Below are 23595 nucleotides of genomic sequence, written 5' to 3'. Positions count from 1 at the left end.
ATGGCACTGCGCAACCGGGCGGCCGTGGTCTGCGACGCGGAGCTGCGCCGCCTGTCCGCCCGCGTCCCGGAACTGGACGCCCGTGCCCGCGACGAGGTGGGCCGGACCGTCCAGCGGGTGGTGGACGCCTTCTTCGGCGGCGACCTCGGCCAGCGCGTGGCCCATGACGCGGGCCTGGCGGAGGCGCTGCGCGTGCTCTTCTCACTCGACCCCTCGGGAGGCAGATCGTGACCAGAGTGGGTGTCGTGGTTCCGCCCGCCAACCCGGCGGTGGAGCCGGAGTTCGCGCGCCTGCTGGGCGCGCGGGCGGACCTGCACGTCACCCGCTTCCCCGTACGGCCCGGCCTGCAACTGGCCGAACGCCTGGACGCCTACAACGAGGCGCTGCCCGCCATGATCCGCTCGTTCGGCGGCCTGCCGCTCGACGCCCTGGTCATGGCCTGCAGCGGCTCGCGCTACCTGCTCGGCCCCGAGCTCGACCGGCGCCGCTGCGAAGAGCTCAGCGCCGAGTTCGGCCTGCCGGTCGCCTCGGCCACCGAGGCCACCCGGCGGGCGCTGGAACACCTGGGCACGCGGGAGATCACGCTGGTCTCGCCGTACCAGCCGTGGCTGACCGACCACGCCGACCGGTACTGGTCGGCGGCCGGGGTGCGGGTGTCCAGGGTGATCCCGGTCAAGGCGGGCGAGCGCTTCGCGCCGTACGAGGTGACCACGGAAGAACTCGTCGGCCAGATCGAGCAGGCCAGGGCGGCCCCCGACGCGGTCCTGTTGCTGACCGGCACCGGCATGCCCACGCTCCGCGCGATCGGCAAGCTGGCGGAGGACAACGAACGGGTCGTGCTGACCTCCAACCTGTGCGGCGCGTGGTGGGCGCTGACCAGCGCGGGCCAGCAGGTCATGCTCGGCCGCAGGAAACACCGTGACGGCGAGCGGGTGCCGACGTGAGCGCCGTGATCGTGGCCGGAGCCGGCCCGGTCGGGCTGGCCGCGGCGCTCACGCTGGCGAGGGCGGATGTGCCGGTGCTCGTGCTGGAGCGCGAGCCGGCGCTCGGCACCCGTTCGCGCGCCTCCACCATCCATCCGGCCACGCTCGACCTGCTCGACGAGCTCGGTGTCGCGGCCGGCCTCGTCGCGCGCGGCGTGGTCGTGGACCGGGTGCAGTGGCGCGACCTTTCCGGCGCGGTGCTGGCGGAGATGCGGATGGCGGGCCTGGCCGGGCTCACCGCGCACCCGTTCCGCCTGCACGCCGAGCAGGCGGCGCTCACGCCGTTGCTGCTGGGCGAGCTCGGCGCGTACGCGCACGCCGAGGTCCGGTTCGGGGCCCCGGTCGAGGCGGTGGCTCTCACGGGCACCGCCGTACGGGTCAGGACCGGGGGCGGCTGGGAGCGCGCCCGCTACCTGATCGGCGCCGACGGGGCGCACAGCACCGTCAGGTCACTGCTCGGCCTGCCGTTCCCCCAGTCCGGCTACCCCACCCAGGCGCTGCGCGTCTTCACGGGCTCGCGCCTGGAAGAGATGCTGCCGGGCCTGGCCTCGCTCACCTACGTCCGCGATCCGGCCCAGTCGTGCAGCCTGCTCCGCCTGCCCGACCACTGGCGGATCATCCTCAGGCTCGCGCCCCGGGAGGCCATTCCCGGCCGGGTGGCGGGTCTGGCCCTCACCGACCTGAACATCCTCGGCACACACCGCTACGACCTGGCCAGCGGTGTGCTCGCCTCTTTCCGGCACGGCCGGGTGCTGTTCGCCGGTGACGCCGCGCACGTCACCTCCACCGCCGGCGGCCTCAACATGAACGCCGGCATCCACGACGCGGTCGACCTCGGCAGAACACTCGCCGGCGTCCTCGGGGGACACCAGCCGCCTGCCGCGCTGGAGAGCTGGGCGCGCCGCCGCCGCGCCGTCCTCGTCGACCACGTCATCCCGGCCAGCGAGGCCAGGGTCGCAGGGGTGCAGGACGGCGACGCCGCCCGGCTGCCCGCCGCCATGGCCGCGCTGCGCGCGATCGCCGCCGACGGCGAGGCCACCCGGGCCTACCTGGCCAAGGCCTCCATGCTCGACACCGTCCCCCTTCCCGTGAGGCACACCTGACATGCGAATCTGGTTCCAGAAGCACGCCGTCGAGGGCCGCTCGCCGCTGCTCGACAAGCTTTACGCGGAGCACCTGACCAAGGTGGCCGGACCCGGCACCACCATCGAGATCCACACCCTGCCGCCGCAGACCTACGCCGCGGAACTGCCCGAGGAACTGGTCGGCTTCGGGCCGCTCGGCCTGCTGTTCGGCGACTACTTCGCGCGCACGGCCACCGCCGCCGAGCGCGACGGCTGCGCCGCCTGGATCAGCGGCGCCGGCCAGGACCCCGGGCTCGCCGCCGCGCGCGTGCGCGCGACCATCCCCGTCATCGGGTACGGCGACGCCACCTGGCACGCCGCCCGCCACGAGCGCCACCGGCTGGGCCTGATCGGCTTCATCCCGCACCTGGCCGAGCCGATCACCGACAACATCCGGGCCGCCGGCGCCACCCTGGCCGCCTACGAGATGATCGACGACGGGGCGGCCGTGGTCACCAGGGCGCTGGCCCAGGACTTCGACCCGTTCGTCCGCGCGTACACGGCGGCCGCGCGGCGGGCCGCCAGAGCCGGCGCGCAATGGCTCGTGCCCGCCGAAGGCATACCCAACGAGATCCTGGTCCACCTCGGCATCCGCGACCTGCACGGGCTGCCGGTGATCGACCCCGGCGGCCTGGCCGTCAAGACCGCCGAGCATCTCGTACGGCTGCGCGACCTCGGCATCACCGCCCGCGCCGACGCCGGGTACTGGAACCGGCGCCCGCCCGCGGTCGTCCTGGAGCACGCCGAGCGGATCCTGGGGGCACGGCCATGAGCTACCCGTCCGACCGGCCGCGGCGGCTGCGCCGTACCGCGGCGTTGCGCGCGCTCGTCGCCGAGACCCGGCTGCACCCGTCGGACCTCGTGCAGCCCCTGTTCGTCCGCGAGGGCATCGAAGAGCCCCGGCCCATCCCCTCCATGCCGGGTCAGGTCCAGCACACGCGCGAGAGCCTGCGCAAGGCCGCCGCCGCCGCGGCGCAGGCCGGCGTGGGCGGGATCATGCTCTTCGGTGTCCCCGCGGCCAAGCACGCCGACGGGCGCGGCGCCTGGGACCCCGAGGGCATCGCCCAGCTCGCCCTGGCCGACGTCGCCGCCGAGGTCGGCGAGGCCACCGTCGTGATCGGCGACATCAACCTGGACGAGTACACCGACCACGGGCACGTCGGCCTGCTCGGCCCGGACGGCGACGTCGACAACGACGCGACGCTGCGCGCCTACTCCAGGGTCGCCGTCGCGCAGGCCGCCGCCGGCGCGACCATCGTGGCGCCCAGCGGCATGATGGACGGCCAGGTCGCCGCCATCCGCGCCGGGCTCGACGCCGCCGGGTACCAGCGGGTGCCCATCCTGGCCTACGCCGCCAAGTACGACTCCGCCTTCTACGGGCCCTTCCGCACCGCCGTGGAGTCGTCGCTGGTCGGCACCCGCTCCACCCACCAGCAGGACCCGGCCAACCTCCGCGAGTCGATGCGCGAGGTCGAGCTCGACGTCGAGGAGGGCGCCGACCTGGTGATGGTCAAACCGGCCGGACTCTACCTCGACGTGGTGCGCAGGGTCGCCGACGCGGTCGACGTCCCCGTCGCCGCCTACCAGGTGTCCGGGGAGTACGCCGCGCTGGAGGCCGCCGCCGGGCACGGCTGGCTGCAGCGCGAACGGGCCATCGAGGAGAGCCTCACCGCGATCCGCCGGGCCGGCGCCCGGATCGTCATCACGTACTGGGCCACCGAGGTCGCCCAGCGACTGCACCGCTAGCCCCTCCGGAGGAGAAGACGTGTCCCGCGAACTGTGTGAGCACTACGGGCCTCACCTGTACGACTACTGCAGGACGGAGCTTGGCGAGCCCGACGCCGAGCTGGCCGCCGCGGGCACGTTGCTGACCGCGTCGGCGCGCGCGGGCCAGGTCACCGACCCGGCCGCGTTGCGCCCCTGGCTGTACGCGCTGGCCCGCGCGCACCGCGCCGCGCGGGCCGCCTCGCACCCGGCGAGCACCGGGTCGTGGGCGCGTTCCAGCCGCATGTCCGACCTGCTGCCCGAGGCGCTGATCGCGCTCGACGGCCCGTACCGGGAACTGCTCGATCTTTCCGTACGGCACGGCCTGCCGCACGCCGAGATCGCCCTGCTGTTCGACGTGCCGGAGTCCCTGATCGACGCCACCGTCAGGGAGGCGGCGTGGCGGCTGGAGACCTGGCTGGCCGCGGTCACCGCGGCACGGGCCGCCCACGGGTGCGCCCAGCTGGCCGGGCGGGTGGCGGAGTGGGCCGCCGCGCCCAGCCGCAGCACCCGCGCCCGGCTGGGGCGCCACCTGTACGGATGCGTGTCGTGCCTGGCCGCGCCCAAGGGGCTGCCCGCCGCCACCCTGCTCACCCACCTGCCGATCGCGGCTCCGCGCGGGCCGCTGTCGGACCTGCTGCCGCTCGCCTCGCCGCTGGCTCCGGACGCGGTGGGGTGGCGGGCCGACGGGTTTCCCGTGCAGTCACACGGGCTCGGCGGCGTCCCGCACGCGCGCCTGGCCGACGGCGCCGCCCTGGCCACGACGCCGCCGAGCGCCCTCACCGCCACGCACGCGGCGTACGCCGACGCGCGGGCGGCCGATCCCCTGAACACCCCGGTCGCCGACCCCACGACGGCGACCGGGGCCGGGGTCCGACCGGGGGCGGGCGCGGCTGCCCCCGGCCGGATTCCCCTCCCTTCCGGCCCGGACTTCACCTCGACGGACGCCTTCCCCCGCCTTTCCCCCGACCCGCCACCCACGCTGGAACCCACCAGCGCGTCATCGGGCCCTGGGGCCATTGGCGCATCGTCGGGCCCGGTGTCCACCCAGGCGCCTTCCAGCGTGTCATCGGGCCTTGGGGGCACCAGCGCGTTATCCGGCCCTTCCCCTGCCGGGGGCGCGTCGTCCGGCGGGGGTTCCGGCGCCTCGCCCGAGGGGGTTCCGGCCGATCACACCTTCTCCGGGCGTGCTTCCGGTGACACGCCCGGAGAAGCGGCGGGGTCCGGGTATCTGGACGCGCTGATCGCCTTCGGGGCCGACCGCAGGACCGCCGCGCCGGATGCCGAGGCCACCGACGCCTCCTTCGGACCGATGGCCGGGCCGCCCCTGGGGTTCGGCGGCCCGGCCCGGCCCGGCGGGTCGTCCCATGCCGGGCAGCCCGGTCGCGGTCACCCCTACGCGACGCCCATCTACGCGGCCCCCGTCTACGGCGCGGAACCCGACGAGCCCCCCACCACCCACGAGCCCGCCCTCCGCAGCATCGACTTCCAGGAGACAGATCCTCGCGGAGCCGTCACCTCCGGCAGGTCCGTCACCTCCCGTGGCGAGGCCACCCCCTTTCACGAGGACGCCGCTCTCCCCCGCGCCGACACGGGCCCCTCTCGGGCCGGCGCCACGTCCTCGGGCGGCGACGCCGTACCCCATAGGGACATGAGCCCCGCGCGCGGCGACACCCGGCCCTCGCACGGGGACGGGGGCGACTTCGCCGAGCGTGATCCCTACACCCTCTCAGCCACCCCCGAGGAGCCGCTGGCCGAAGACGAGTTCCGGGCGTGGGAACGGCGGGGCGGCAAGTGGGACGAGTTCTGGAAGGACCGCCCCGACGAGGCCGATCCCGAGGCGCGCATCTCGGTGCGTTCGGTGGCGAGGGTCGGGCTGCTGGTCGGCGCCGGGGTGCTGGTGGCCGGTCTGGCCTGGTCGGGGATCCACGCCCGCCCCCGTCCCACCACGATCAGCGAGGCCGCGGCCCCGCAGCCCCGGCCCGTGGTCACCCTGAACGAGCCGGGCGCCGACCCCGAGGTGGAGGTCCCGCCGCAGGAGAACCCGGGGACGACCAACCCGGAACAGCTCATACCGGGTCGGACGCCGCCTCCGACCACCTCCCCCACCACGAACCCCGCGGGGCCGAGGGACGGCACCACGAAGAAGCCGTCGGACACGAGAAGCTCCGACGACTCGCCCGATCCGCCGCGCGAGCCCACCACGGCCCCCACCCGCCAGCCGACCAGGCAACCGACGAAGCAGCCGACCAAACAGCCGACGAAGCAGCCCACGAAGGCACCCGACAGGGGTCCGGCGAAGGAGTCGGCGGAGCCGATGGCCAAGAAGGTCGAGCTGCCGAAGCCGCCGCCGCCCAGCGCGCGGCTGTCGAACGCGTCGGCGTCGCTGGGCTCGGGCCGGATGGGTTCGTTCTCGCTCGACTGCGAGGGCTCGTGCCAGATCACCTCGGCCTCCGGCTCGAACGGCATCAGCGTCTCCGGCTCCTCCTACACCGTCAGCGCGCCCACCAGCCGCCCCGGCTGCCCGGGAGCCCCCACCACGGAGTCGGGCACGATCACCGTCTCGTGGTCGGGCACCAGAAGCGGTGACGGCACCACCACCGCCGGAACCACCAGCGGCGACGGCACGCTGACGATGAGCGTGTCGTGGACGGTCGCCAAGGACAAGGGCACGTTCGTGCCCGACATGAAGGGCGGCGGCTACTGGAGCAACTGCAGCCCGAACAGCGCCGACTACTGAGGCAGGGAGATCTGATGAAAGGGTTCTTCACCGGCATCTCCCGGAGGGAGAAGCAGTTCGCCGTCGCCGGGATCGTGATCGCTCTGGTGTTCTTCATGCCGTTCCTGGCGATGGCGGATCCGGGCAGCATCCCGGGCTCCGGGCCATCCGGTACGCGGCCGACCTCGGCCCAGGAGAAGGCGCTGGACGTGAAGCAGGGCGACTCGTGCAAGGACGTGCTGCCCGCCGACACCCCGTCGTACGTGGTGTGCGAATGGCTGACGCCGCCGCAGGACGCGGCGAAGGTGGCGGCGTTCTGGGCGGCGGACGGCGGGGCCAACTTCGAGAAGGCGCGGCCGCTCCCGCAGGACTACGTGCGCTGCAACCAGAAGACGGACCTGTCGAAGGAGCCGAACTGCCGGGGCGGGCAGACGTTCTGCGAGGAACTGCCGAGCGGCTGGTACAAGTGCGTCAACATGGTGAACAACGAGGTCACCTACGAGAAGTACGTGGACGGCAAGAAGCAGGTCCTGACCAGCCCGCCGCCCGACGCCATGACCCCCGCCGACCGCGACGGCGCCGACCGGGCCCCGTCAGACTCCGGTACGACCGACCCGGGTTCGACGGACTCCAGGACGACGGACCCCGGCACGACGGATCCCGGCAGGGGTGACACCGGTGAGACGGGGCGGCCCGCCGTACCCTCGCCGGCTCCCTCCGACGAGCTCGGACCCGGGCCCACCGTGCGCTCCGCCGCGCCCGTCGCCACCGCGATCACGGCCGCGAGCAAGGCCGGGCTGCGGATCTGGGTGGAGAACGACCTGGCCGACGACTTCCGCGCCGGTGACGCGCAGTTCAGGGCGGCGGTGGCCAAGCTCGTGGCGGCGGCGCAGCGGCCGGGCGTGGTGGGCGTGAAGTTCGCCGACTACCTGGGCTTCCGTGACTTCACCTCGGCGGCGCAGGTCAAGCAGTTCGTCTCCGAGGCGACGAAGGCGCTGCGGGCGAAGCTGCCCGGCAAGCGGCTGGCCATGGGCGTCGTGGTTCCCGAACTCGGCTGCGGCCAGGCCGAGCAGTGTGTCGCCGACATGCGCTCGCGCTATCCGCTGGTGACGCGCTCGCGAGTGGACGACTACATCCGCACCTCCGGGGTGGACCGCGTGTACGTGGCCTCCGGCCTGTTCGGCAAGTCGTACGGCGGCTTCAAGGTCACCCTGGACGGCCAGGAGAGCGCGATCACCCCGGCCATCGCCGCGCAGGCCCAGTGGATGGCGGTCAAGGCGCTCGGATGGGACGCCGTGGTACAGATCGGCTCGCGCGAGTACGGCCTGACCCACTCCGGCCAGAGCTCCCCGTGGGACAAGGAACGCGCGCAGGCCGAAGTCGACGCCCGGGTCGGCAACGCGATCGGACTCGGCGCGCAGACCGTCACCCTGTGGGGCCACCGGATCAGCTACGACGCCGACCACCGCCGCATCCTCGACGCCGGCCTGGCGCCGAACGCGGTGTGGCAGGCCCTGATCGGCAAGGGCATGCGGGAGCGGCTGTCGGTGCTGTTCGATCCGGGCAACCCGGAGGTGAGCGTGAGCGCGGACATCCAGGCGCTGGCCAAGGGCGTCAGCGAGATCTTCGTGCTGGTGTGAGTCACATGTCGGGCGGCAGATCATGACAATCCACCCAGTTGTCGCAGGTGGGCTCGGGCTCCCCGCCCGTCGGGGTCGAGCTGGGCTTCTGGGTGGGCTGCGCGGACGGCTGGGCCGGAGGCTTGCCCGACGGTTTCGCGGACGCCTTCGCACTCGGCTTGGCGCTCGGCTTGGCGCTCGGCTTCGTGCTCGGTTTCGCACTCTGCTTGGCCGACGGTTTCGCACTCGGCCGGGCGCTCGGCTTCGTGGAGGGCTTAGCGCTCGGCTGGGCCGGGGGTTTGGTGGTCGGCTCGCGCGCGCCGGCCGTGGGCTCGGCGCTCGGCTCCCGTGCGGGGCCGCTCGTCTCGGGCTCCTCGGGGGTACGGCTCGGCAGCGGCGTGAAGACCACCTCCCCCGGCACTTCCATGAGACTGACCTTGGGCGTGGCCACGGCGGGCCGCTCATCCGGGTCGCCCCCGCTCAGTCCGAGCCAGGCGCCGAGCCCCGCCAGCACCACCATCCCGGCGGCGACGGGCACCACCGCCCGCATCCTGAGGTGCCCGCGCCCCGGCCAGTCGTCCAGCACATCGGGCTCCTGCTCCCCCGGCCACCGGGTACGCGGCCGGCTCTCCCAGACATCGGGCCCCGGCTCGTCCCGCCGTCCGTCACCACCACCGAACGCGCCCGCCCGGCCGGACTCCGTCAGATCCCCCTGGCCACTCCCGCCGTCAAGCCAGGACAAGTCCCGCCGGCCAGACCCCGATGCGCCCCGCTCACCGGACCCGGCCTCGGGCCCCGAAGCATCGGACCGCAGAGTGCCGGACTGTGGAGCGTCGGGCTGTGGAGTGCCGGGCTGTGGAGTGTCGGGCCCGGCGTCTGATCGGGGTGTGGTCCGGTGGCCGAGGGCGTTGGAGCGTGAGGTGCCGGGCTCCGGCGTGGCCTGCTGGGCGGGTGGGGGCTGGTGGCCGGGTTCTGGCCAGGGTGGATCCTGGTGGCCGGGATCGGCGTCGCGGTACCGTCCGGCGTCGTACGGGTGTGTCATCGCCTTTGACTCCCCATAACGCGAAAAATCGACAAAAAGGGGCCCGGGGCCAGAAGAGCCCCGGGCCAGGGTCCGGTCAGAAGAACGTGTTCTCCGGCTCCGGCAGGTCGAGCAGCGCCGGGCCGCGGAAGGCCGTGCTGTCCTGCGGCACGTCCGCCAGCGGGCTGCCGACCACGAACGGCACCCGCACCTGGCTCTTGGCCAGGTCGACGGTGACCTTCGCGCCGGTGCCCACCTCACCGCTGTAGCTGGCGTCGGTGCCGGCGATCACCAGGCCGATCCGGTGACCCTTCTTGAAGGTGTAGTCGTGGGGCAGCGTGTCCCACGCCACCTTCACCGACGTTCCGGGCGGCACCGGCTGCGAGACCAGCGACGAGTCGCGGTTCTGCACGTCGATCCAGCCGCGGGCGACGATCTCCAGCGGGCGCGTGGCCACGTTGGTGATCGTCTTCTTGTAGCAGGCGTCGTCCTGGGCCGTGCTCTCGCCGTGGCAGCTCTCCTCGGTCAGCGTGGTGATGCCGAGGCCGCGCCGCCAGTCGACGCGGGTGTCCTCGCCGAAGTCGACGAGCAGGGCGGTCAGGTTCGATGTCGACTTGTCCAGCGACACCCGCAGGTCCACGTTCGGCGTACCGGACAGACGCATGTTGAGCGGGAGCTCGCCGGTGGTGAAGGCCACGCGGCCCGGGTGCGGGGTGCCGACGTCGGCGACCATCTGCTCCTCGCTCAGCCTGGTGTCGGTGAACGTCGCCGTCGTGCCGCGCCTGGCCGGCTTCAGGCCGAGCGAGCCGTCGGCGCCGGGCCGCAGGCTCACCTGGGCGGCGTTCGGTGCCGGCCAGTCGCGCTGGGTGATCCACTGGGTGGGCGAGAGCTGGACGTCGGCCCTGGGCTCGTTCATGATCCCGTTGCGCACGTCGTGCAGCCAGTAGTCGAACCAGCGGTGCAACGTGTCCACCCACAGGTCGCGGCGGCCCTCGAAGTCGAACGGGTCGACGTGCTGGTAGTGGCCGACCCAGATCTTGCGCGGGATGTTCCGCTCGGCCAGCTTCTTCCACCAGATGGAGAAGTTGTCCGGCTTCACGTTGAGGTCGTTGCTGGTGTGGGCGACGAAGACGCTCGCCTTGACCTTGGACACGTCGCCCTGCAGCCCGGCGATGTAGTCGCGCAGGGCCCAGAACGCGTTGTAGTTGCCCGTGGCGTCGCCGTCGTCGGCGTCCATCTTGTCGCGTACGGCCTTGCACTTCGGCTCAGGATCGGTGTCCACGTAGTTGGCCAGCCAGGAGGCGTAGTCGTAGTTGTAGACGACGCCGTTGGAGCGCTGGTACTTGTACCACGAGCTGATCGCCGAGATCGGGACGATGGTCTTGAGCCCCTCGACGCCGGTGGCCGCGACGGCGTTGGCCAGCGTGCCGTCGTACGACTTGCCGATCATCGCGGACTTGCCGTTGGTCCAGTCGGCGAGGGCGGGGCTGCCGTCGGCCCGGTACGCCTTGGCGCGGCCGTTCAGCCAGTCGATGACGGCCTTGCCGCCGAGCACGTCGGCCTGCCCGCCGATGTCGGGGCAGCCGTCGGAGCGGGTGGTGCCGAGCATGTCGACGTTCAGTACGGCGTAGCCGCGCGGCACGAAGTAGTTGTCGTAGAAGAGGGGGAACTTGACCACGTTCCCGGCGGCGTCGTAAACCTTCCGCTCGCCCTCGTTGCCTCGCCCGGAATTGTCGTAGTAGGGGCTCTCATCGATGATGACCGGAACCTTCAGCCCCGGGCCGGACTCCTTGGGCCGGATGATGTCCACCCGCACCCGGTCGAGCCTGCGGTCCCCGTCGCTGTCGAGCGGCGACTCGACGTAGACGTGCTCGCGTACGGCGTCGGCGTAGGAGAAGACCGGCTGGGTCCGGCCGTTCGCCACGGTGACGGCGGGATCGGCCGTGGCCTGGGCGGGGGTGGCGAGCGCCAGGGTGACGGCGATCGCGGCTATGGCTGGGGATAATTGTGGCACGCGTGTCCTCCGTGACATTTGACGAAAAACATCCGCAATGTGTCACGAACCCCCAAGCTGATCAACCCCCCACCTGCCTCCATTACCGGACAAACGATCAAAAGCCAATCGATAACGGTGCGTTCTACCGTCTGGCCCATGCTGAGAATCACGGAGGCCGCCGCCGTCGCCGCCCTCCTCACCGCCGGACTGTCCGCCGTCGGCACCGCTCCGGTCTCGGCCGCGTCGGCCGCCGGGCCGTAAAGTTCATCAACTTCGGCAGCAACCACTGTCTCGACAGCAACAAAGCCGGCGACGTCTACTCCATCGCCTGCAACTACGCGACGAAGCAGATGGGACAGGATCCGGTGAAGTTCGCCTCGAAGCTCGAAGGCATTGTGGAAAAGGTGGAGAAGTATCAAGGCGTCCTGAGCCAGCTCGGCCAGATTTTCACGTGAAAGGATGCTAGTTTGGCCGTATGACTAACTTGGTCGAACGGCCAACTTCGCCTCGTGGAGGTCGGCGGCGGGAGGAACTGGTGGCGGCGGGGATCGACCTGCTCCGTGAGGAGGGCTGGCCGGCCGTCACCACCCGCGGCGTCGCCGAGCGGGCCGGGACCAATCCCGGCCTCATCCACTATCACTTCGGCGGGCTGCCCGGCCTGCACGCCGCCATCGCGCGTGCGGCCGGGGAGCTGGTGATCGGGCCCCTGGTGGCGGAGCTGCTCGGGGCCGTTGACGCGCGGGCGGCGCTGGACAGGATCCGGGACATGCTGGGGGAGACCACCGGGGACGAGCGGGCCACGCGGCTGGCGGTCGAAGTGATCGCCGGGGCGGCACGGGATCCGGCGCTCGGTGAGGTGTTGCGCGAGCAGCTGCGGCAGGCCCGCGGGCAGATCGGCGAGGCGCTCGGGCGGATGTATCCCGAGTGGCCGGCCGAGCGCAGGGCCGGGGCGGCGGTGCTGGTGACGGCGGCCGTCGACGGGCTGATGCTGCACTACCTGCTCGATCCGGGACTTCCCGTGGGCCAGGCCGTGAGCGCGGCGGAAGGGTTGCTGTCATGAGGGTGCTCATCAACGGGGGCGGGGTCGCCGGCCTCACCCTCGCGTACTGGCTGCGGCGCAACGGGATCGAGCCGGTCGTCCTGGAACGCTCGCCGCACGGGCGGCTCGGCGGGTACGGGATCGACTTCTTCGGCACCGCCCACGACGTGGCCGAGCGCATGGGGATCGTCGACCGGCTGGTGCCGCGCCAGCTGCCGGTCGACTCGGTCGACTTCGTGGACGCCTCGGGGCGGGCCTGGGCGCGCCTGACCGTTCCCCTGCTCGACCGGGTGATCAAGGGGCCGCGTCTGGGGCTCATGCACACCACGCTCGAAGAGGCGCTGCTGGAGGCGGTTCAGGACGACGTGGAGATCCGCTTCGGGGAGAGCGTCGCGGGCGTGCGCCTCGTGCCCGGCGGGGTGGAGGCCGATCTGGCCTCGGGCGGCACCGAGGCGTTCGACCTGCTCGTCGGCGCCGACGGCATCCACTCCCTGACCAGGGAGCTCGTCTTCGGCGCCGAGGAACGCTTCGCCCGGTACCCGGGCTGCCGCCTGGCCTCCTACCCGGTGCCCGACCGCTACCACCTGGGGCGGGTCCGCGCCCACTACACCGAACCCGGGCGCCAGACCGTCGTGTATCCGACCGGGCGCGCGGACGAGCTGGCCGCGTTGTTCATCTTCCGGGCGGCGAACGGCGGCGCCGTACCCCGGCAGGAGCGGCTGGACCTGCTGCGCTCCACCTTCGACGGCATGGGCTGGATCACCCCCGCGCTACTGGAGGACGCGCCGGCCGACGGGGACGTCTTCATGGACACGATGACGCAGATCGTGCTGCCCTCCTGGCACCGCGGCCGGGTGGCGCTGGTGGGCGACGCCTGCGGTTCGATGACCATGCTCTCGGCGCACGGTGTCTCGATGGCCATGCTCTCGGCGCAGGGCGTCTCGATGGCCATGGGCGGGGCGTACCTGCTGGCCGAGGCGCTGCGTGACGAACGCGAGCCCGAGCGCGCCTTCGACCGCTACGAGCGGCGCATGCGCGGGGAGGTGGCCAAGCGGCAGCGCACCGCGCGGTTGTTCACCAGGACGCTGGTCCCGGCCACGCGGCCGCAGCTCGTGGTGCAGAAGGCGGTGACCAGGACGATCACGCGTGAGGCGTTCGCTCCGGTGCTGCGGCGGCAGTTCGGCGCGGAGACGATCCTGGCGAAGCGGGCGGCGCCGCCGACCGGGTGGCGCCGCCGGGCCTGGCGGTTGCCGATCGGCCTGTTCCGCGCGGGCCTGGGCTGGCTGGTGCCGCACCGGATGATGTTGCTGACGCACACCGGCCGCAGCTCGGGGCAGCCTCGCCAGGCGGTGATCGAGATCGTGGCGCGGGACGGCAGGAGCGTGGTCGCGGCTTCGGGGTTCGGCACGGGCGCGGACTGGTACCGCAACGTGCTGAAGACGCCGGAGGTCACGATCCAGATCGGCGGGCATCCCCGCCCGGCCGTCGCCGCACCCCTGTCCGCCGCCGAGGGCGCGGACATCATGGCCACGTACGCCGCCCGCCACCCGGCGGCGGCCCGGCGGCTCTGCGCGGTGATGGGGTTCGACGACGTGCTGGACTTCCGGCAGATCGGCGGGCGGATCCCGTTCGTGCGCTTCAGTGCGCCACGTTGACGCGCTGTGACGGGGTGGTCGGGTTCTCCAGCTCGTCCACCAGCGCCACGGCGTAGTCCTCGGCGGTGATGAACGGGCCGACCAGGGTGTCGCCGCCCTTGCGGTAGGCGCCGGTGCGCTCGCCGGGGGCGATCTGGGCGGCCGGGGAGATGTAGGTCCAGCGCAGGTCGTCCGCCTCGGCCCGGATGACGTCGAGCAGCGCGGACTGCGCCAGCGCCTCCTTCTTGTAGATCTCGGGGAAGTCGGGGGTGTCGACGAGGCGGGTGCCAGGCGCGATCTCCAGGCTGCCCGCGCCGCCGACGACCACGAGGCGGCCGACGCCCGCGGCGCGCAGGGCGGCCAGGACCGCGCGTCCGGCGGCCAGCAGCGGGGCCTCGGGCTCGCTGCCGTCCCTGGGCGGGGCGATGGACAGGACCACCGCGTCCTTGCCCTTGGCCAGGGCGGTGATGGCCGCGACGTCGGCGGCGTCGGCGGTCTGGGTGCCGTCCCTGCCCGAGCGGGTGACGCCGGTGACCTCGTGGCCCCGGTTCGCGGCCTCGGCGGCCACCCGGCTGCCGATCATTCCACTGGCGCCGATCAGCAGGATGTTCATCGTGGACCTCCTCGGTTGCGGTTGCGACTGCGAAGGTATCCATTGGATACTGGTTACTTCAACGTGCCATTGCTACCTTTGGGAAACCATGACGAACGGCGACGCCTTCGACCCGAACTGCCCCACCAGGCTGGTGCTCGACCGGATCGGCGACAAATGGTCGGTGCTGGTCGTGCTGAGCCTGCGCCACGGGCCGAAGCGCTTCACCGAACTGCGCGACATGATCGGCGGGGTGACGCCCAAGGTGCTGACCCAGACCCTGCGCGCGATGGCCGCAGACGGGCTGCTCACGCGGGAGGTGTTCGCGGAGGTGCCGCCCCGGGTGGAGTACACGCTGACGCCGCTCGGCCGTTCGCTGCAGGAACCCATCCAGGCGATCACCGACTGGGCGGAGCAGTACGTCACCGAGGTCATGGCCGCGCGGGAGAGCCGGCAGGGGCGGGAAAGCTGACCCGCCCCCGCCGGGAGTCCTCCGTCACGGGTTGCCGTTGATCAGTGCCATGGCCAGGCCGGGGCTGAACTGTCCGGCCGGCGTGGTCGGCGCGATGCCGCACCTGCCGTCGGAGTCGCCGGGCACCTTGACCCAGTAGTGGTACTCGGCACCCGAGGCCGGCTCGGCCCCGACGCTCTCAAGGCGATCGACGAGACCCTGGGCGACCTCATCGAACACCACCCCACCAGCCCTCTAAGCCCCCAATCCCGCCCATAACCCCCTTTCGTGTTGCTTCGGGTTCTCGCGCGCTCGTCCCGCGGCCTTCCGCGCGTCAATCCCCCGTCGGGGTTACGGCAAGCCGGGTTGCCCGGTCCGCCGTACCCCGCCGGGGTCTGTCGGGCGATGGTCGTGAGGGCTCATGGGGTGCTCGCCGTGACAACTCCGCTGTTGGCCGGTCGAGCGCTCAGCGGCGTTCGTTCACACAGCGCAGGACCGGGTAGCGGGTCAGCGCCGCGTGGTCCAGGTCCTGCGCCGTGGTGATGTGGAAGGTGGTGCTCTCCCCGGGCAGCAGGGTGACCAGCTGGTCGTCGATCTTCGCGTCCGGGGCCAAGCGGTCGGGGAAGACGGCCAGGTCGCGCAGGATCGTCCTCGCGGTCACCCGCAGCCGCACACCGTCGTTCACGGGCTCCACGTCGGTCGTGTAGTCGGCGGGCGGGTAGCCCATCTCGGGGTCCTCCTCGGCCAGGCGCAGTGCCCGCGAACCGTCCAGTTCGGCCACCAGCAATTCGCCCGTCGCCAGGTCGGCGATCGCCGGTTCCACGCCCAGGACGGCCCTCGGTTCGACCCTGATCGTCACCGACTCCTTGGCCAGCGTCTCGCCGGCGACGGACATCCTGGTGATCGCCAGTTCGCCCTCCCACGGCTCGGCGGAGTCGTTGACCGCCACCAGTTCGGCGCCCTGGAAGGTGAGGATCCGGGGGGCGTAGGCGCGGCGCATGCCGTACCAGAGAGGCTTCTTGCGGCCGTCGCCGTCGACGGCCGACCACGACGTGACGAGCCAGCAGTCGTTGAACTGCCAGATGATCGTGCCCATACAGTACGGCATCAGCGCGCGGAAGCGCTCGACGCCGAAGGCCATCGCGCGGGCCTGGTTGAGCTGGGTGTAGTAGTGCCAGTCGTCGAACGTCTCCGGCCGCGGCAGGTGCGCGCCCAGGCCGCGCAGGAGCTTGTCCTGGCCGCCGATCGCCTTCTGCGGGGAGGAGTCCGGCGTGAGCGGCCGGTCGGAGGAGGCCCTGCGCAGGGTGGCGTAGGCGGGCGGGCCCTGGAAGCCGAACTCGGCCACGAAGCGCGGGGTGTAGTTCGCATAGTGGGTGTAGTCCTGGGCGTTCCAGACGGTCCAGATGTGGATCGTGCCACGCGAGGGGTCGTTCGGGTCGCGGTCGGGCGTGCCGGAGTAGGGGCTGCCCGGCCAGTACGCCCGCGCCGGGTCGACCTCGTTCACGACGCGCGGCAGCAGGTCCTGGTAGAAACCCTCTCCCCAGGTACGCCCGGCGAGCTCCTTCTTCCAGCCCCAATGCCAGAAGCCCTCGATGTTCTCGTTGTTGCCGCACCACAGGACCAGCGACGGGTGACGCATCAGGCGGGCCACGTTGTCGCGGGCCTCGGCCTCGACCTCGCTCCAGAGCGGCTCCTCCTCCGGGTAGGCGGCGCAGGCGAACGGGAAGTCCTGCCAGATGAGCAGGCCGCGCTCGTCGGCGAGGTCGTAGAAGGCGTCCGACTCGTACGTGCCGCCGCCCCAGACGCGCAGGAGGTTGGCTCCGGCGTCGGCGGCCTGGGTGAAGCGCTCGGCCAGGTTCGCGGCGGTGACGCGGGCGGGGAAGCAGTCGTCCGGGATCCAGTTGAAGCCCTTGACGTAGACGGGGGCGCCGTTGACCGTCAGGCGGAAGGCCTCCCGGTCGACGTGGACGTCACGGAAGCCGATGCGCTCGGTCCGCACGTGGTCGCCGAGCCGCACCGTCAGGTCGTACAGCCGGGCCTCCCCATACCCTCGGGGCCACCACAGCTCCGGGTCCTCCACCCGCATGCGCAGAACGGCACCGGTCTGTCCGGCGGCCAGCCGTACCCGCGCCTCGACGCCCGCCACCTCCGCGACCACCTCGCACGCGGCGGGACGCGCCTGCTCCACCCGGACGCGCACCTCGACCTCGCCGTCGGCCCGCGCGGTCGGCAGCACCTCCGCCAGCCGCGCGCCCGACCAGGATTCCAGCCCGATCGCCCGCCAGATGCCCGCCGTGACCAGCGTCGGTCCCCAATCCCAGCCGAAGTTGCAGGCCATCTTCCTGATGAAGGGGTACGGCTCCGCGTACGCGCCGGGCCGCTCCCCCAGCTCGGCGCGGCGGGCCTCGGCGTAGGCGTAGGGCGAGTCGAAGCGGACGGTCAGCGTGTTGGCGCCCTCGCGCAGCAGGTGCTCGACCGCGAAGCGGCAGGTCCGGTGCATGTTGGCGGTGCTGCCCGCCTGCATGCCGTTGACCAGCACGGTCGCCACGGTGTCGAGCCCGGCGCAGACCAGGTCCACGCGTTCCTCACCGGTGTCGGTCCAGTGGAACGTCGTCTCGTAGGTCCAGGGGGTGCGGCCGATCCAGGCGAGCCGTTCCTCGTTGCGGTCGAGGTAGGGGTCGTCGATCAGGCCCGCCGCCAGCAGATCGGTGTGTACGCAGCCGGGGACCGTGGCGGGGATGCCGGAGAAGTCCGAGCCGGTCAGGGTCCAGCCTTGGTGCAGGGTGCGCAAGTCATCTCCACTGGTGGGGGCCGGGTTGACGCTAGGGCGGACGTGACAACGTTGTCAAGATCAGCCAGGTTGACCTGATCTCCAGACAATTAGCGAGATTTACGGCAAGGTCGGTGAGAATCCCGACATAGCGCGAGGTTCCCGCTCATGGATCTGTCGTCCTGCCCAGTCTGCGACACCGTCCAGTCCCCGCGCGCCCCTTCCTGCCCGCGATGCGGCACGGCGCTGACCGGGGCGGCGGCCGAGGAGTACGCGGCGGTCGCGAAGTCACTGGCGGCCCTGGACCACGAACGCGCCACCCTCCTGGCCCGCCGCGAGACCGCCCTGACCCGCCTCCGCGCCACCGCACGAGCAACCACCAAGCACCCCACCCCCCTTGACCCCCCAACCCCCGAAGCCCCAACCCCCGAAAAGCCAACCCCTGGACCGGCGGCCCCCGAACCCGCTGCCCCTGAACCCGCGACCCCCGCGTCCCCTGAGCCCGTGACCATCGGGCAGGAGGCGGCCGGACCAGCGACCGGCGGGCGGGCGACCGGTGGGTCGGCGGGACGCGAGTGGGATGCCGGGAAGGGCCTGGCTGTGGGCCGCGGCAGGGCCGGCGGTGCCACCCGCGACGTGGCCGGGGGTGGCGAGAGCGGTGGTGGCGGGCGGTGGGATCTGTCGCATCGGGCCGTGCAGAACGTGCTGCTCGGCCTGGGCGGCGTGCTGCTGTCGATCGCGGCCGTCGTGTTCACGCTGGTCAGCTGGGACGTCCCCGCGCTGCGTGCGCTGATCCTGTGCGCGTTCACGCTGGGCGTGCTGGCCGTCCCCTGGCTGCTGGTACGCCGCCGCCTGGCCGCCACCGCGGAAACCGTCGCCTACCTGGGCCTGGTCCTCCTCCCCCTGGACGGCGTGGCCATCGCCCAAGCCCTGTCAGGACCGGCCTCCGAGGCGGGCACGGCAGCCCCGCACCCGTTCTGGATCGTGGCCCTGGCCGCCGCCGCCCTGGCGGTGCTCTGGTCGGCGTACGCCTGGATGTCGCCGCTGCGGCTGCCCGCCCCCACGGCGATCGTCCTGGCCAACCTCGCCCTGGGAGCGATGGCCGTCGCCGTCTTCGACACGTCGGCGGAGGGCTTGCCCTGGGCGGCCGCCGTGGCCGTCCTGGCCTGCGCGGCCGACTACGTCCTGTGGCGGGTGGCCCGCGACCGCCTGGCCGCCCTCGAGTACGCGGTCTCCGCCACCGTCGGCGCACTCGCCGGGACGGCGGCCCTGGTTCTGGGCATCCTGGTGGCCGCCACCGCGGGCCCCGCCGTGGCCCCGGCCGCCGCCGCGACGCCGGCCGCGATGACGGCCCTGTTCGCCGCGTGGGCGCTGTCGGTCCGCGGGGCCGCCTGGCGCTTCCCGGTGGCCGCCGCCTCGGGCCTGGCCGCCATGGCCGCCGTGGCCGCCGTCCCCCTGTCCCTGCTGACCCCGGAGAACCTGACGGCCCTGGCAACCCTGCTCACCCCGGAAACTCCGCCCAACCCGCCAACCAGCCCAGAGGGGCCCTGGAGCATGACCGGGCCCTGGGGTGTGAGCGGGACCTGGGGCCCTACCGGGTCCTGGGGGATGGCTGAGCCCTGGTGGGTGGCGGTCTGGGTGGCGGCGGCCTGTGGGGTTCTGGCGGTCGTCCGCCACCTTCCGGCCGGGCTGCGTCCAGGCGTGCGCGGCGGCGTGCTCGTCGTGCTCCCCCTGGCCGCCGTCTTCGCCGGCCCCTCCCTGCTGACCGTGGCCACGGTGCCCTTCGCCTGGCTCTCCACGCCATGGCCCACGACCCCGCTGGACGTACCCGTGGGCCGGGTCTGGCAGATAGGCGCGGGTGACGCCGTCACGCTGGGCCTGCTCGCCCTGGCTCTGTCGCTGGCCGCGGTGGGCGTTCCGCGGTGGCGCCGGATCGGGGTGTGGGTGCTGGGCTCGGGGGCGGTGGTGGTGCTGCCGGTCGGGGCGGGCCTGCCGTACCCGATGGCGCTGCTGATCGTCGCGGGGACCGCGGCGTTCGCGCTGTGGACGGGCGCGCGGCGGTCCGGGCCCGCCGTCTGGGTGGGCGGCTATCTCGCGGCGCTGGCCGTGTGCTGGTCGCTGGCCGATCGCGAGGCCACCGTGCTCGTGGCGGCGGGCCTGGGCGCGGTGCTGGCGGTGGGGGCGGTCAGAGCGCGTACGGCACCGGCCCAGGCCCTGACCGGCGCCGGGGCGACGCTGATGGCAGGGGTGCTCGCACTGGCCCTGTTCTCCGGACCGGGGGCGGCCGCCGGAGGTACCTGGGCGGCTGGGGCGCTGCTGGCCGTCAGAGCGCTCACGCTCGTGGTGACGCGGCCCTCGCGCAAGCTGGCCCGTGCCGTGGCCGACGCCCCGACCACCGCCCGCACGCTGCTGTTCGGCGTGCTCGACCGGCTCACCCGCGCGGTCCGGCCCGGCGGGCGGAGCGCGGTGGAGGCGGCGGCCGTGGCGCTGAGCGCGTTCGCGATCTTGGTGAGCGGGCGGGAGCGCGCCCTGGTGATCGCCGTGGCGGCGGTGCTGGCCGCCTGTTCGGCGTGGCGGCGTCCGCGCGGCCGGTGGCGGGACGCGGCGGTGGCCGAAGCGGGCGCGCTGGCGGTGCTCGCGCCCTTCGCCCTCTCCAGTACGGCGGGCCCCGCCCTGTTCGGCCCCCTGACCTGGATCCGGCACGCCTGGCCGGAGGCGGCGGGCTCGCCGGAGGAGTCGCTGCGATGGGCGCTCCCTGACCATCCGGACGGCGCGCTGCTCGCGGTGCTGATCCTGTCGGCGACCGCCGGGACGCTCGCGGCCAGAGCGCGCTGGGGCCGCGCCGCCGCCGCCGGGGTCGCCTCGCTTGCCTACCCGGTGGCGCTCACGGCGGTTCCGCTGGCGGCCGGCCTGCCGTACTGGGTGTCGCTGGCCTTCCTCGTGGGCGTCACCGGCACGCTGGCCCTGTGGTCGGCCGTCGCCGCCACCGGCCTGCCCGGTCTCGGCAGGGTGGCGGGCACGGCGGGCGCGGCGGGGTTGTGGACCGGGACGCTGGCCGTCTCCTGGTCTCTGGCCGACCGGACCGCGACGCTGGCCGTGCTGGGCGCGATCGCCGCCATCGGCCTGCTCTGCGCGCTGCGCGGGCGCGGTTCCCCGGTCACCTCGGCGGCCTCGGCCGTGACCGGGCTGGCGATCGGCGCCGAAGGCGTGGCGGCGGCGCTCAGCGCAGGGGTCACCAGCGAGAACGCGGCGCTGCTGCTCCTGATGATCGCCGTCCTCCTGGTCAGGGCGGCCATGCTCACGCCCGGCGCGGTGGCCGTGCCGCTCGGCGCGACCGCCGGCGTCCTCTGGACGGTGGCCCTGGGCATGGCGGGCGACCTCCCGAGGCTGACGATCGTGCTGGCCGTGGGCGCGCTCTCCATGGCCGCGGCCTCCGGGCGGCGCACGCGGAAGCAGCGGGAGGCGCTGGCTCTGGGCGCGATCGTGACCGGCGCCGCCGCCCTGCTGCCGCATCTGCCCGTCTGGGCGGCGGTCCTCGCGTTCCCCTACGGCTGGCTCGCCCACCCCTGGACGGGGGTGCCCGGTGAGCTGTTCGCGCCGGAGGAGGTGCTGACGCCCGACGACCTCGGCGGCACCGGAACATCCCTGGCCGTGGGAGTCCTGGTGACGGTCGCCTACGTGATCACGGCGGGGCGGCTGGGCGGCGGGCGGGCGGCCCTGGCGATGGCCACGGTGGCGGTGCCGCTGTGTCTCCAGCTGGTCCCGGTGGTGGCGGAGCTGCCGTATGCGGGGGTGCCGGCGTTCCTGGGGTGCCTGGTGGTGGCGCTCGCCGTGCAGGCCGGGCGGGATCGGGCGGCGGGCTGGATCGTGCTCGTGCTCGCGGCGCACCTGGTGGTGTGGTCGATGGCGGCGGCGCCGTACACGCTGGGGGTGCTCGCGGCGCTGACGTCGCTCGCGGGCGCGCTGGCGGTGCGGGCACGCGAGCTTCGCGTGCGGCTGGGCGCCGCCGCGACGGCCACCGTCGCGGGCGGCGGCCTGGCCCTGACCGCGGCGCTCGCGGCCGGGCTGCCCGGGGAGCAGGCGGCGTTCGCGCTGATCGCCGTCACGGCGCCGGCCGCGCTGACCGCCGCGCGGCTGCACCCCCGGCCGGTCGCGCTGGCCGTCGAGCTGCCGGGGTGGGCGCTGGCGGTGGCCGGGACGCTGCTGACGGCGAGCGAACCCGCTCTGGCCTGCCTGGCACTGGCCACGACCGGGGTCCTGACGCTGGTGGTGTCGCTGCGGCCGGAGCGCCGCGACGCCCGCTGGGCCGGCCTGGTGCTCCTGCAGCTGGCGCTCTGGCTCAAGCTGGCACTCGAAGGGGTGACGGCGCCGGAGGCGTACACGGTGCCGCTGTCGGTGGCGGGGCTGATCGCGGCCTGGCTGGTACGGCGGCGCGACCCCGCCGTCTCCTCCTGGATCGGCTACGGCTCCGCCCTGGCGCTGACCTTCCTGCCCAGCCTCGTGGCCGCCTGGAACGACCCGGCGCTCCTGCGGCCGCTCCTGCTGGGCGCCGCCGCGTTCGCCGCCACCCTGGCCGGAGCCCGCGCCCGTCTGCAGGCGCCGCTGCTGCTCGGCGGGGTGGTGCTGGTGGTGACGGCGGCGCACGAGTTCGCCCCGGCGATCGGCGAGCTGGTCGGCCAGGGGCCGCGCTGGCTGCCGATCGCGCTGGCGGGCGCGTTCCTGCTGTTCACCGGCGCCACGTACGAGCACCGGCTGCGCGATCTGCGCCGCGTGCGCGGGCTGCTGGTGCGGATGCGCTAGGCGTTAGGGTCGTGCCATGGTCCGCGCCGATGCCGAACGCAACATCGAAGCCATCCTCGCCGCCGGACAACGCCTGCTGAGCGGCGATCCCGGTGCGAGCGTCGCGGAGGTGGCGAAGGCCGCGGGCGTGGGCCGGGTCACCCTTTACGGGCATTTCCCCTCCCGCGAGGACCTGGTGGACGCGGTGCTGGCCCGCGCGATCGCCGAGGCGGACCTGGCGCTCGACGACCCGGAACTGGCCACGCTGCCCGCCCCCGACGCGCTCGCCCGGCTGGTGGGCTCGTCCTGGGAGATACTCAACCGGCACAGCCGCCTGTTCGTCGCCGCCGACCGCACGCTGCCGACCGAGCGCATCCGCGAACGGCACGCCGAGCCGCTCAAGCGGGTCGAGGAGCTCATCGAACGCGGCCGCGACAGCGGCGACTTCCGTACCGACGTGCCGGTGTCGTGGCAGGTCAGCTCGTTCTTCGCGCTCCTGCACACCGCGGCGCAGGAGGTTGAGGCCGCCCGCCTCGACGGCGGGGAGGCGGGCGGCGTGCTCGTCACGTCGCTGCGGTCTCTGCTTTCGGCTCGATCCCCGTCAGCAGGTTGAACGCGCCGGTCAGCAGGTTCAGCGAGACCAGGCCGACGACCTCGGCGATGACCCGGTCGCTCCAGCCGTGCGCGCGCAGTTCCGCGACGTCCTCGTCGGTGAGCGAACTCGGGTCGGCCAGCACCCGCACGGCCACGCCGATGAGGGCCGCCTCGCGCGCGTCGGTCGAGGTCCCCTGGCGGGCGAGCTCCACGTCGCCCTCACTCAGCCCGGCCGCGAGCGCCGCGCGCTCGTGCGCCTGCTTGCACATCGCGCAACCGATCCACTCCTGTACGGCCAGCGAGATCTTCTCCGACAGCGGCCGGGGAATCTTCACCCGTTTCATGGCCCGCGAGAAGGTGAGATAGCCCTCCAGCAGCGCCGGGGAGTGGGCCATGGTGGCGACCATCTCGCCCGCCGAGCCGCGCCGTTCGATGATCTCGTTCAGCAGTTCACGGGACCTGGCCGGGGCCTGCTCGGGCTCCAGGGCGTTCAGGCGTCGCATGCTTCCT

Annotated in this window: 19 protein-coding genes; 13 read left to right on the top strand and 6 right to left on the bottom strand. The window is 73.3% G+C overall.

The window, feature by feature from the left end:
* The 7 genes from ACIBI5_RS01810 to ACIBI5_RS01780 are packed head-to-tail and all read left to right on the top strand — an operon-like array spanning nucleotide 1 to nucleotide 8230.
* Nucleotides 1-231 carry a hypothetical protein gene (locus ACIBI5_RS01810; RefSeq protein WP_397242148.1) on the top strand — a complete coding sequence of 77 codons (231 nt, stop codon included), beginning with the start codon at nucleotides 1-3 and terminating at the stop codon, nucleotides 229-231.
* Entirely contained in the window at nucleotides 228-944 is a 717-nt protein-coding gene (locus ACIBI5_RS01805; RefSeq protein WP_397242146.1) for a hypothetical protein, read from the top strand. Before ACIBI5_RS01810 ends, ACIBI5_RS01805 begins: the two co-directional genes overlap by 4 nt.
* Complete coding sequence (locus ACIBI5_RS01800; RefSeq protein WP_397242144.1) at nucleotides 941-2086, top strand: FAD-dependent oxidoreductase; 1146 nt, start codon at nucleotides 941-943, stop codon at nucleotides 2084-2086. Before ACIBI5_RS01805 ends, ACIBI5_RS01800 begins: the two co-directional genes overlap by 4 nt.
* A gap of 1 nt (nucleotide 2087) precedes the next feature.
* A complete protein-coding gene (locus ACIBI5_RS01795; RefSeq protein WP_397242142.1) occupies nucleotides 2088-2879 on the top strand; it encodes an aspartate/glutamate racemase family protein in 792 nt (263 codons plus the stop codon).
* Nucleotides 2876-3853 carry a porphobilinogen synthase gene (gene hemB, locus ACIBI5_RS01790; protein ID WP_397242140.1) on the top strand — a complete coding sequence of 326 codons (978 nt, stop codon included), beginning with the start codon at nucleotides 2876-2878 and terminating at the stop codon, nucleotides 3851-3853. The genes ACIBI5_RS01795 and hemB overlap by 4 nt, the downstream gene beginning before the upstream one ends.
* Nucleotides 3854-3872: 19 nt before the next feature.
* A complete protein-coding gene (locus ACIBI5_RS01785) occupies nucleotides 3873-6611 on the top strand; it encodes a PT domain-containing protein (RefSeq protein WP_397242138.1) in 2739 nt (912 codons plus the stop codon).
* A gap of 14 nt (nucleotides 6612-6625) precedes the next feature.
* Nucleotides 6626-8230, top strand: a complete 1605-nt coding sequence (locus ACIBI5_RS01780; RefSeq protein WP_397242136.1) for a hypothetical protein — start codon at nucleotides 6626-6628, stop codon at nucleotides 8228-8230.
* Between the two features lies 1 nt (nucleotide 8231).
* On the opposite strand, the gene ACIBI5_RS01775 is transcribed toward ACIBI5_RS01780, so the two are convergent.
* Together ACIBI5_RS01775 and ACIBI5_RS01770 are read right to left on the bottom strand one after the other, a co-directional pair.
* Nucleotides 8232-8951 carry a hypothetical protein gene (locus tag ACIBI5_RS01775; protein ID WP_397242134.1) on the bottom strand — a complete coding sequence of 240 codons (720 nt, stop codon included), beginning with the start codon at nucleotides 8949-8951 and terminating at the stop codon, nucleotides 8232-8234.
* Nucleotides 8952-9327: 376 nt separating this feature from the next.
* Entirely contained in the window at nucleotides 9328-11244 is a 1917-nt protein-coding gene (locus ACIBI5_RS01770) for a Xaa-Pro dipeptidyl-peptidase (protein ID WP_397242132.1), read from the bottom strand.
* Nucleotides 11245-11246: 2 nt separating this feature from the next.
* Between ACIBI5_RS01770 and ACIBI5_RS01765 the strand changes: the two genes are divergently transcribed.
* From ACIBI5_RS01765 to ACIBI5_RS01755, 3 genes are read left to right on the top strand one after another with little or no spacing between them, the layout of a single operon-like run.
* Nucleotides 11247-11681 carry a hypothetical protein gene (locus ACIBI5_RS01765; RefSeq protein WP_397242130.1) on the top strand — a complete coding sequence of 145 codons (435 nt, stop codon included), beginning with the start codon at nucleotides 11247-11249 and terminating at the stop codon, nucleotides 11679-11681.
* Nucleotides 11682-11701: 20 nt separating this feature from the next.
* Nucleotides 11702-12286, top strand: a complete 585-nt coding sequence (locus ACIBI5_RS01760) for a TetR/AcrR family transcriptional regulator (protein WP_397242128.1) — start codon at nucleotides 11702-11704, stop codon at nucleotides 12284-12286.
* The gene (locus ACIBI5_RS01755; protein ID WP_397242126.1) at nucleotides 12283-13920 is read left to right on the top strand and encodes a nitroreductase family deazaflavin-dependent oxidoreductase; all 1638 of its coding nucleotides are present in this window, start codon (nucleotides 12283-12285) and stop codon (nucleotides 13918-13920) included. Before ACIBI5_RS01760 ends, ACIBI5_RS01755 begins: the two co-directional genes overlap by 4 nt.
* On the opposite strand, the gene ACIBI5_RS01750 is transcribed toward ACIBI5_RS01755, so the two are convergent.
* Nucleotides 13904-14512, bottom strand: coding sequence for an NAD(P)-dependent oxidoreductase (locus tag ACIBI5_RS01750; RefSeq protein ID WP_397242124.1), 609 nt, complete (start codon nucleotides 14510-14512; stop codon nucleotides 13904-13906). The genes ACIBI5_RS01755 and ACIBI5_RS01750 overlap by 17 nt on opposite strands.
* Nucleotides 14513-14600: 88 nt before the next feature.
* Between ACIBI5_RS01750 and ACIBI5_RS01745 the strand changes: the two genes are divergently transcribed.
* A complete protein-coding gene (locus ACIBI5_RS01745; protein WP_397242122.1) occupies nucleotides 14601-14963 on the top strand; it encodes a winged helix-turn-helix transcriptional regulator in 363 nt (120 codons plus the stop codon).
* 24 nt (nucleotides 14964-14987) lie between these two features.
* On the opposite strand, the gene ACIBI5_RS01740 is transcribed toward ACIBI5_RS01745, so the two are convergent.
* Together ACIBI5_RS01740 and ACIBI5_RS01735 are read right to left on the bottom strand one after the other, a co-directional pair.
* Complete coding sequence (locus ACIBI5_RS01740) at nucleotides 14988-15182, bottom strand: hypothetical protein (RefSeq protein ID WP_397242120.1); 195 nt, start codon at nucleotides 15180-15182, stop codon at nucleotides 14988-14990.
* Nucleotides 15183-15408: 226 nt separating this feature from the next.
* Nucleotides 15409-17733 carry a glycosyl hydrolase 2 galactose-binding domain-containing protein gene (locus ACIBI5_RS01735; protein WP_397242118.1) on the bottom strand — a complete coding sequence of 775 codons (2325 nt, stop codon included), beginning with the start codon at nucleotides 17731-17733 and terminating at the stop codon, nucleotides 15409-15411.
* Between the two features lie 483 nt (nucleotides 17734-18216).
* Between ACIBI5_RS01735 and ACIBI5_RS01730 the strand changes: the two genes are divergently transcribed.
* Nucleotides 18217-22512 carry an SCO7613 C-terminal domain-containing membrane protein gene (locus ACIBI5_RS01730; RefSeq protein WP_397242116.1) on the top strand — a complete coding sequence of 1432 codons (4296 nt, stop codon included), beginning with the start codon at nucleotides 18217-18219 and terminating at the stop codon, nucleotides 22510-22512.
* 16 nt (nucleotides 22513-22528) lie between these two features.
* A complete protein-coding gene (locus tag ACIBI5_RS01725; protein WP_397242114.1) occupies nucleotides 22529-23104 on the top strand; it encodes a TetR/AcrR family transcriptional regulator in 576 nt (191 codons plus the stop codon).
* On the opposite strand, the gene ACIBI5_RS01720 is transcribed toward ACIBI5_RS01725, so the two are convergent.
* Complete coding sequence (locus ACIBI5_RS01720) at nucleotides 23055-23588, bottom strand: carboxymuconolactone decarboxylase family protein (RefSeq protein WP_397242112.1); 534 nt, start codon at nucleotides 23586-23588, stop codon at nucleotides 23055-23057. The genes ACIBI5_RS01725 and ACIBI5_RS01720 overlap by 50 nt on opposite strands.
* Nucleotides 23589-23595 lie beyond the last annotated feature (7 nt).

The organism is Nonomuraea sp. NPDC050540 (genome assembly GCF_044457485.1).
Classification (GTDB): Bacteria; Actinomycetota; Actinomycetes; order Streptosporangiales; family Streptosporangiaceae; genus Nonomuraea.
This window is presented reverse-complemented; position numbering and strand designations above follow the sequence as displayed.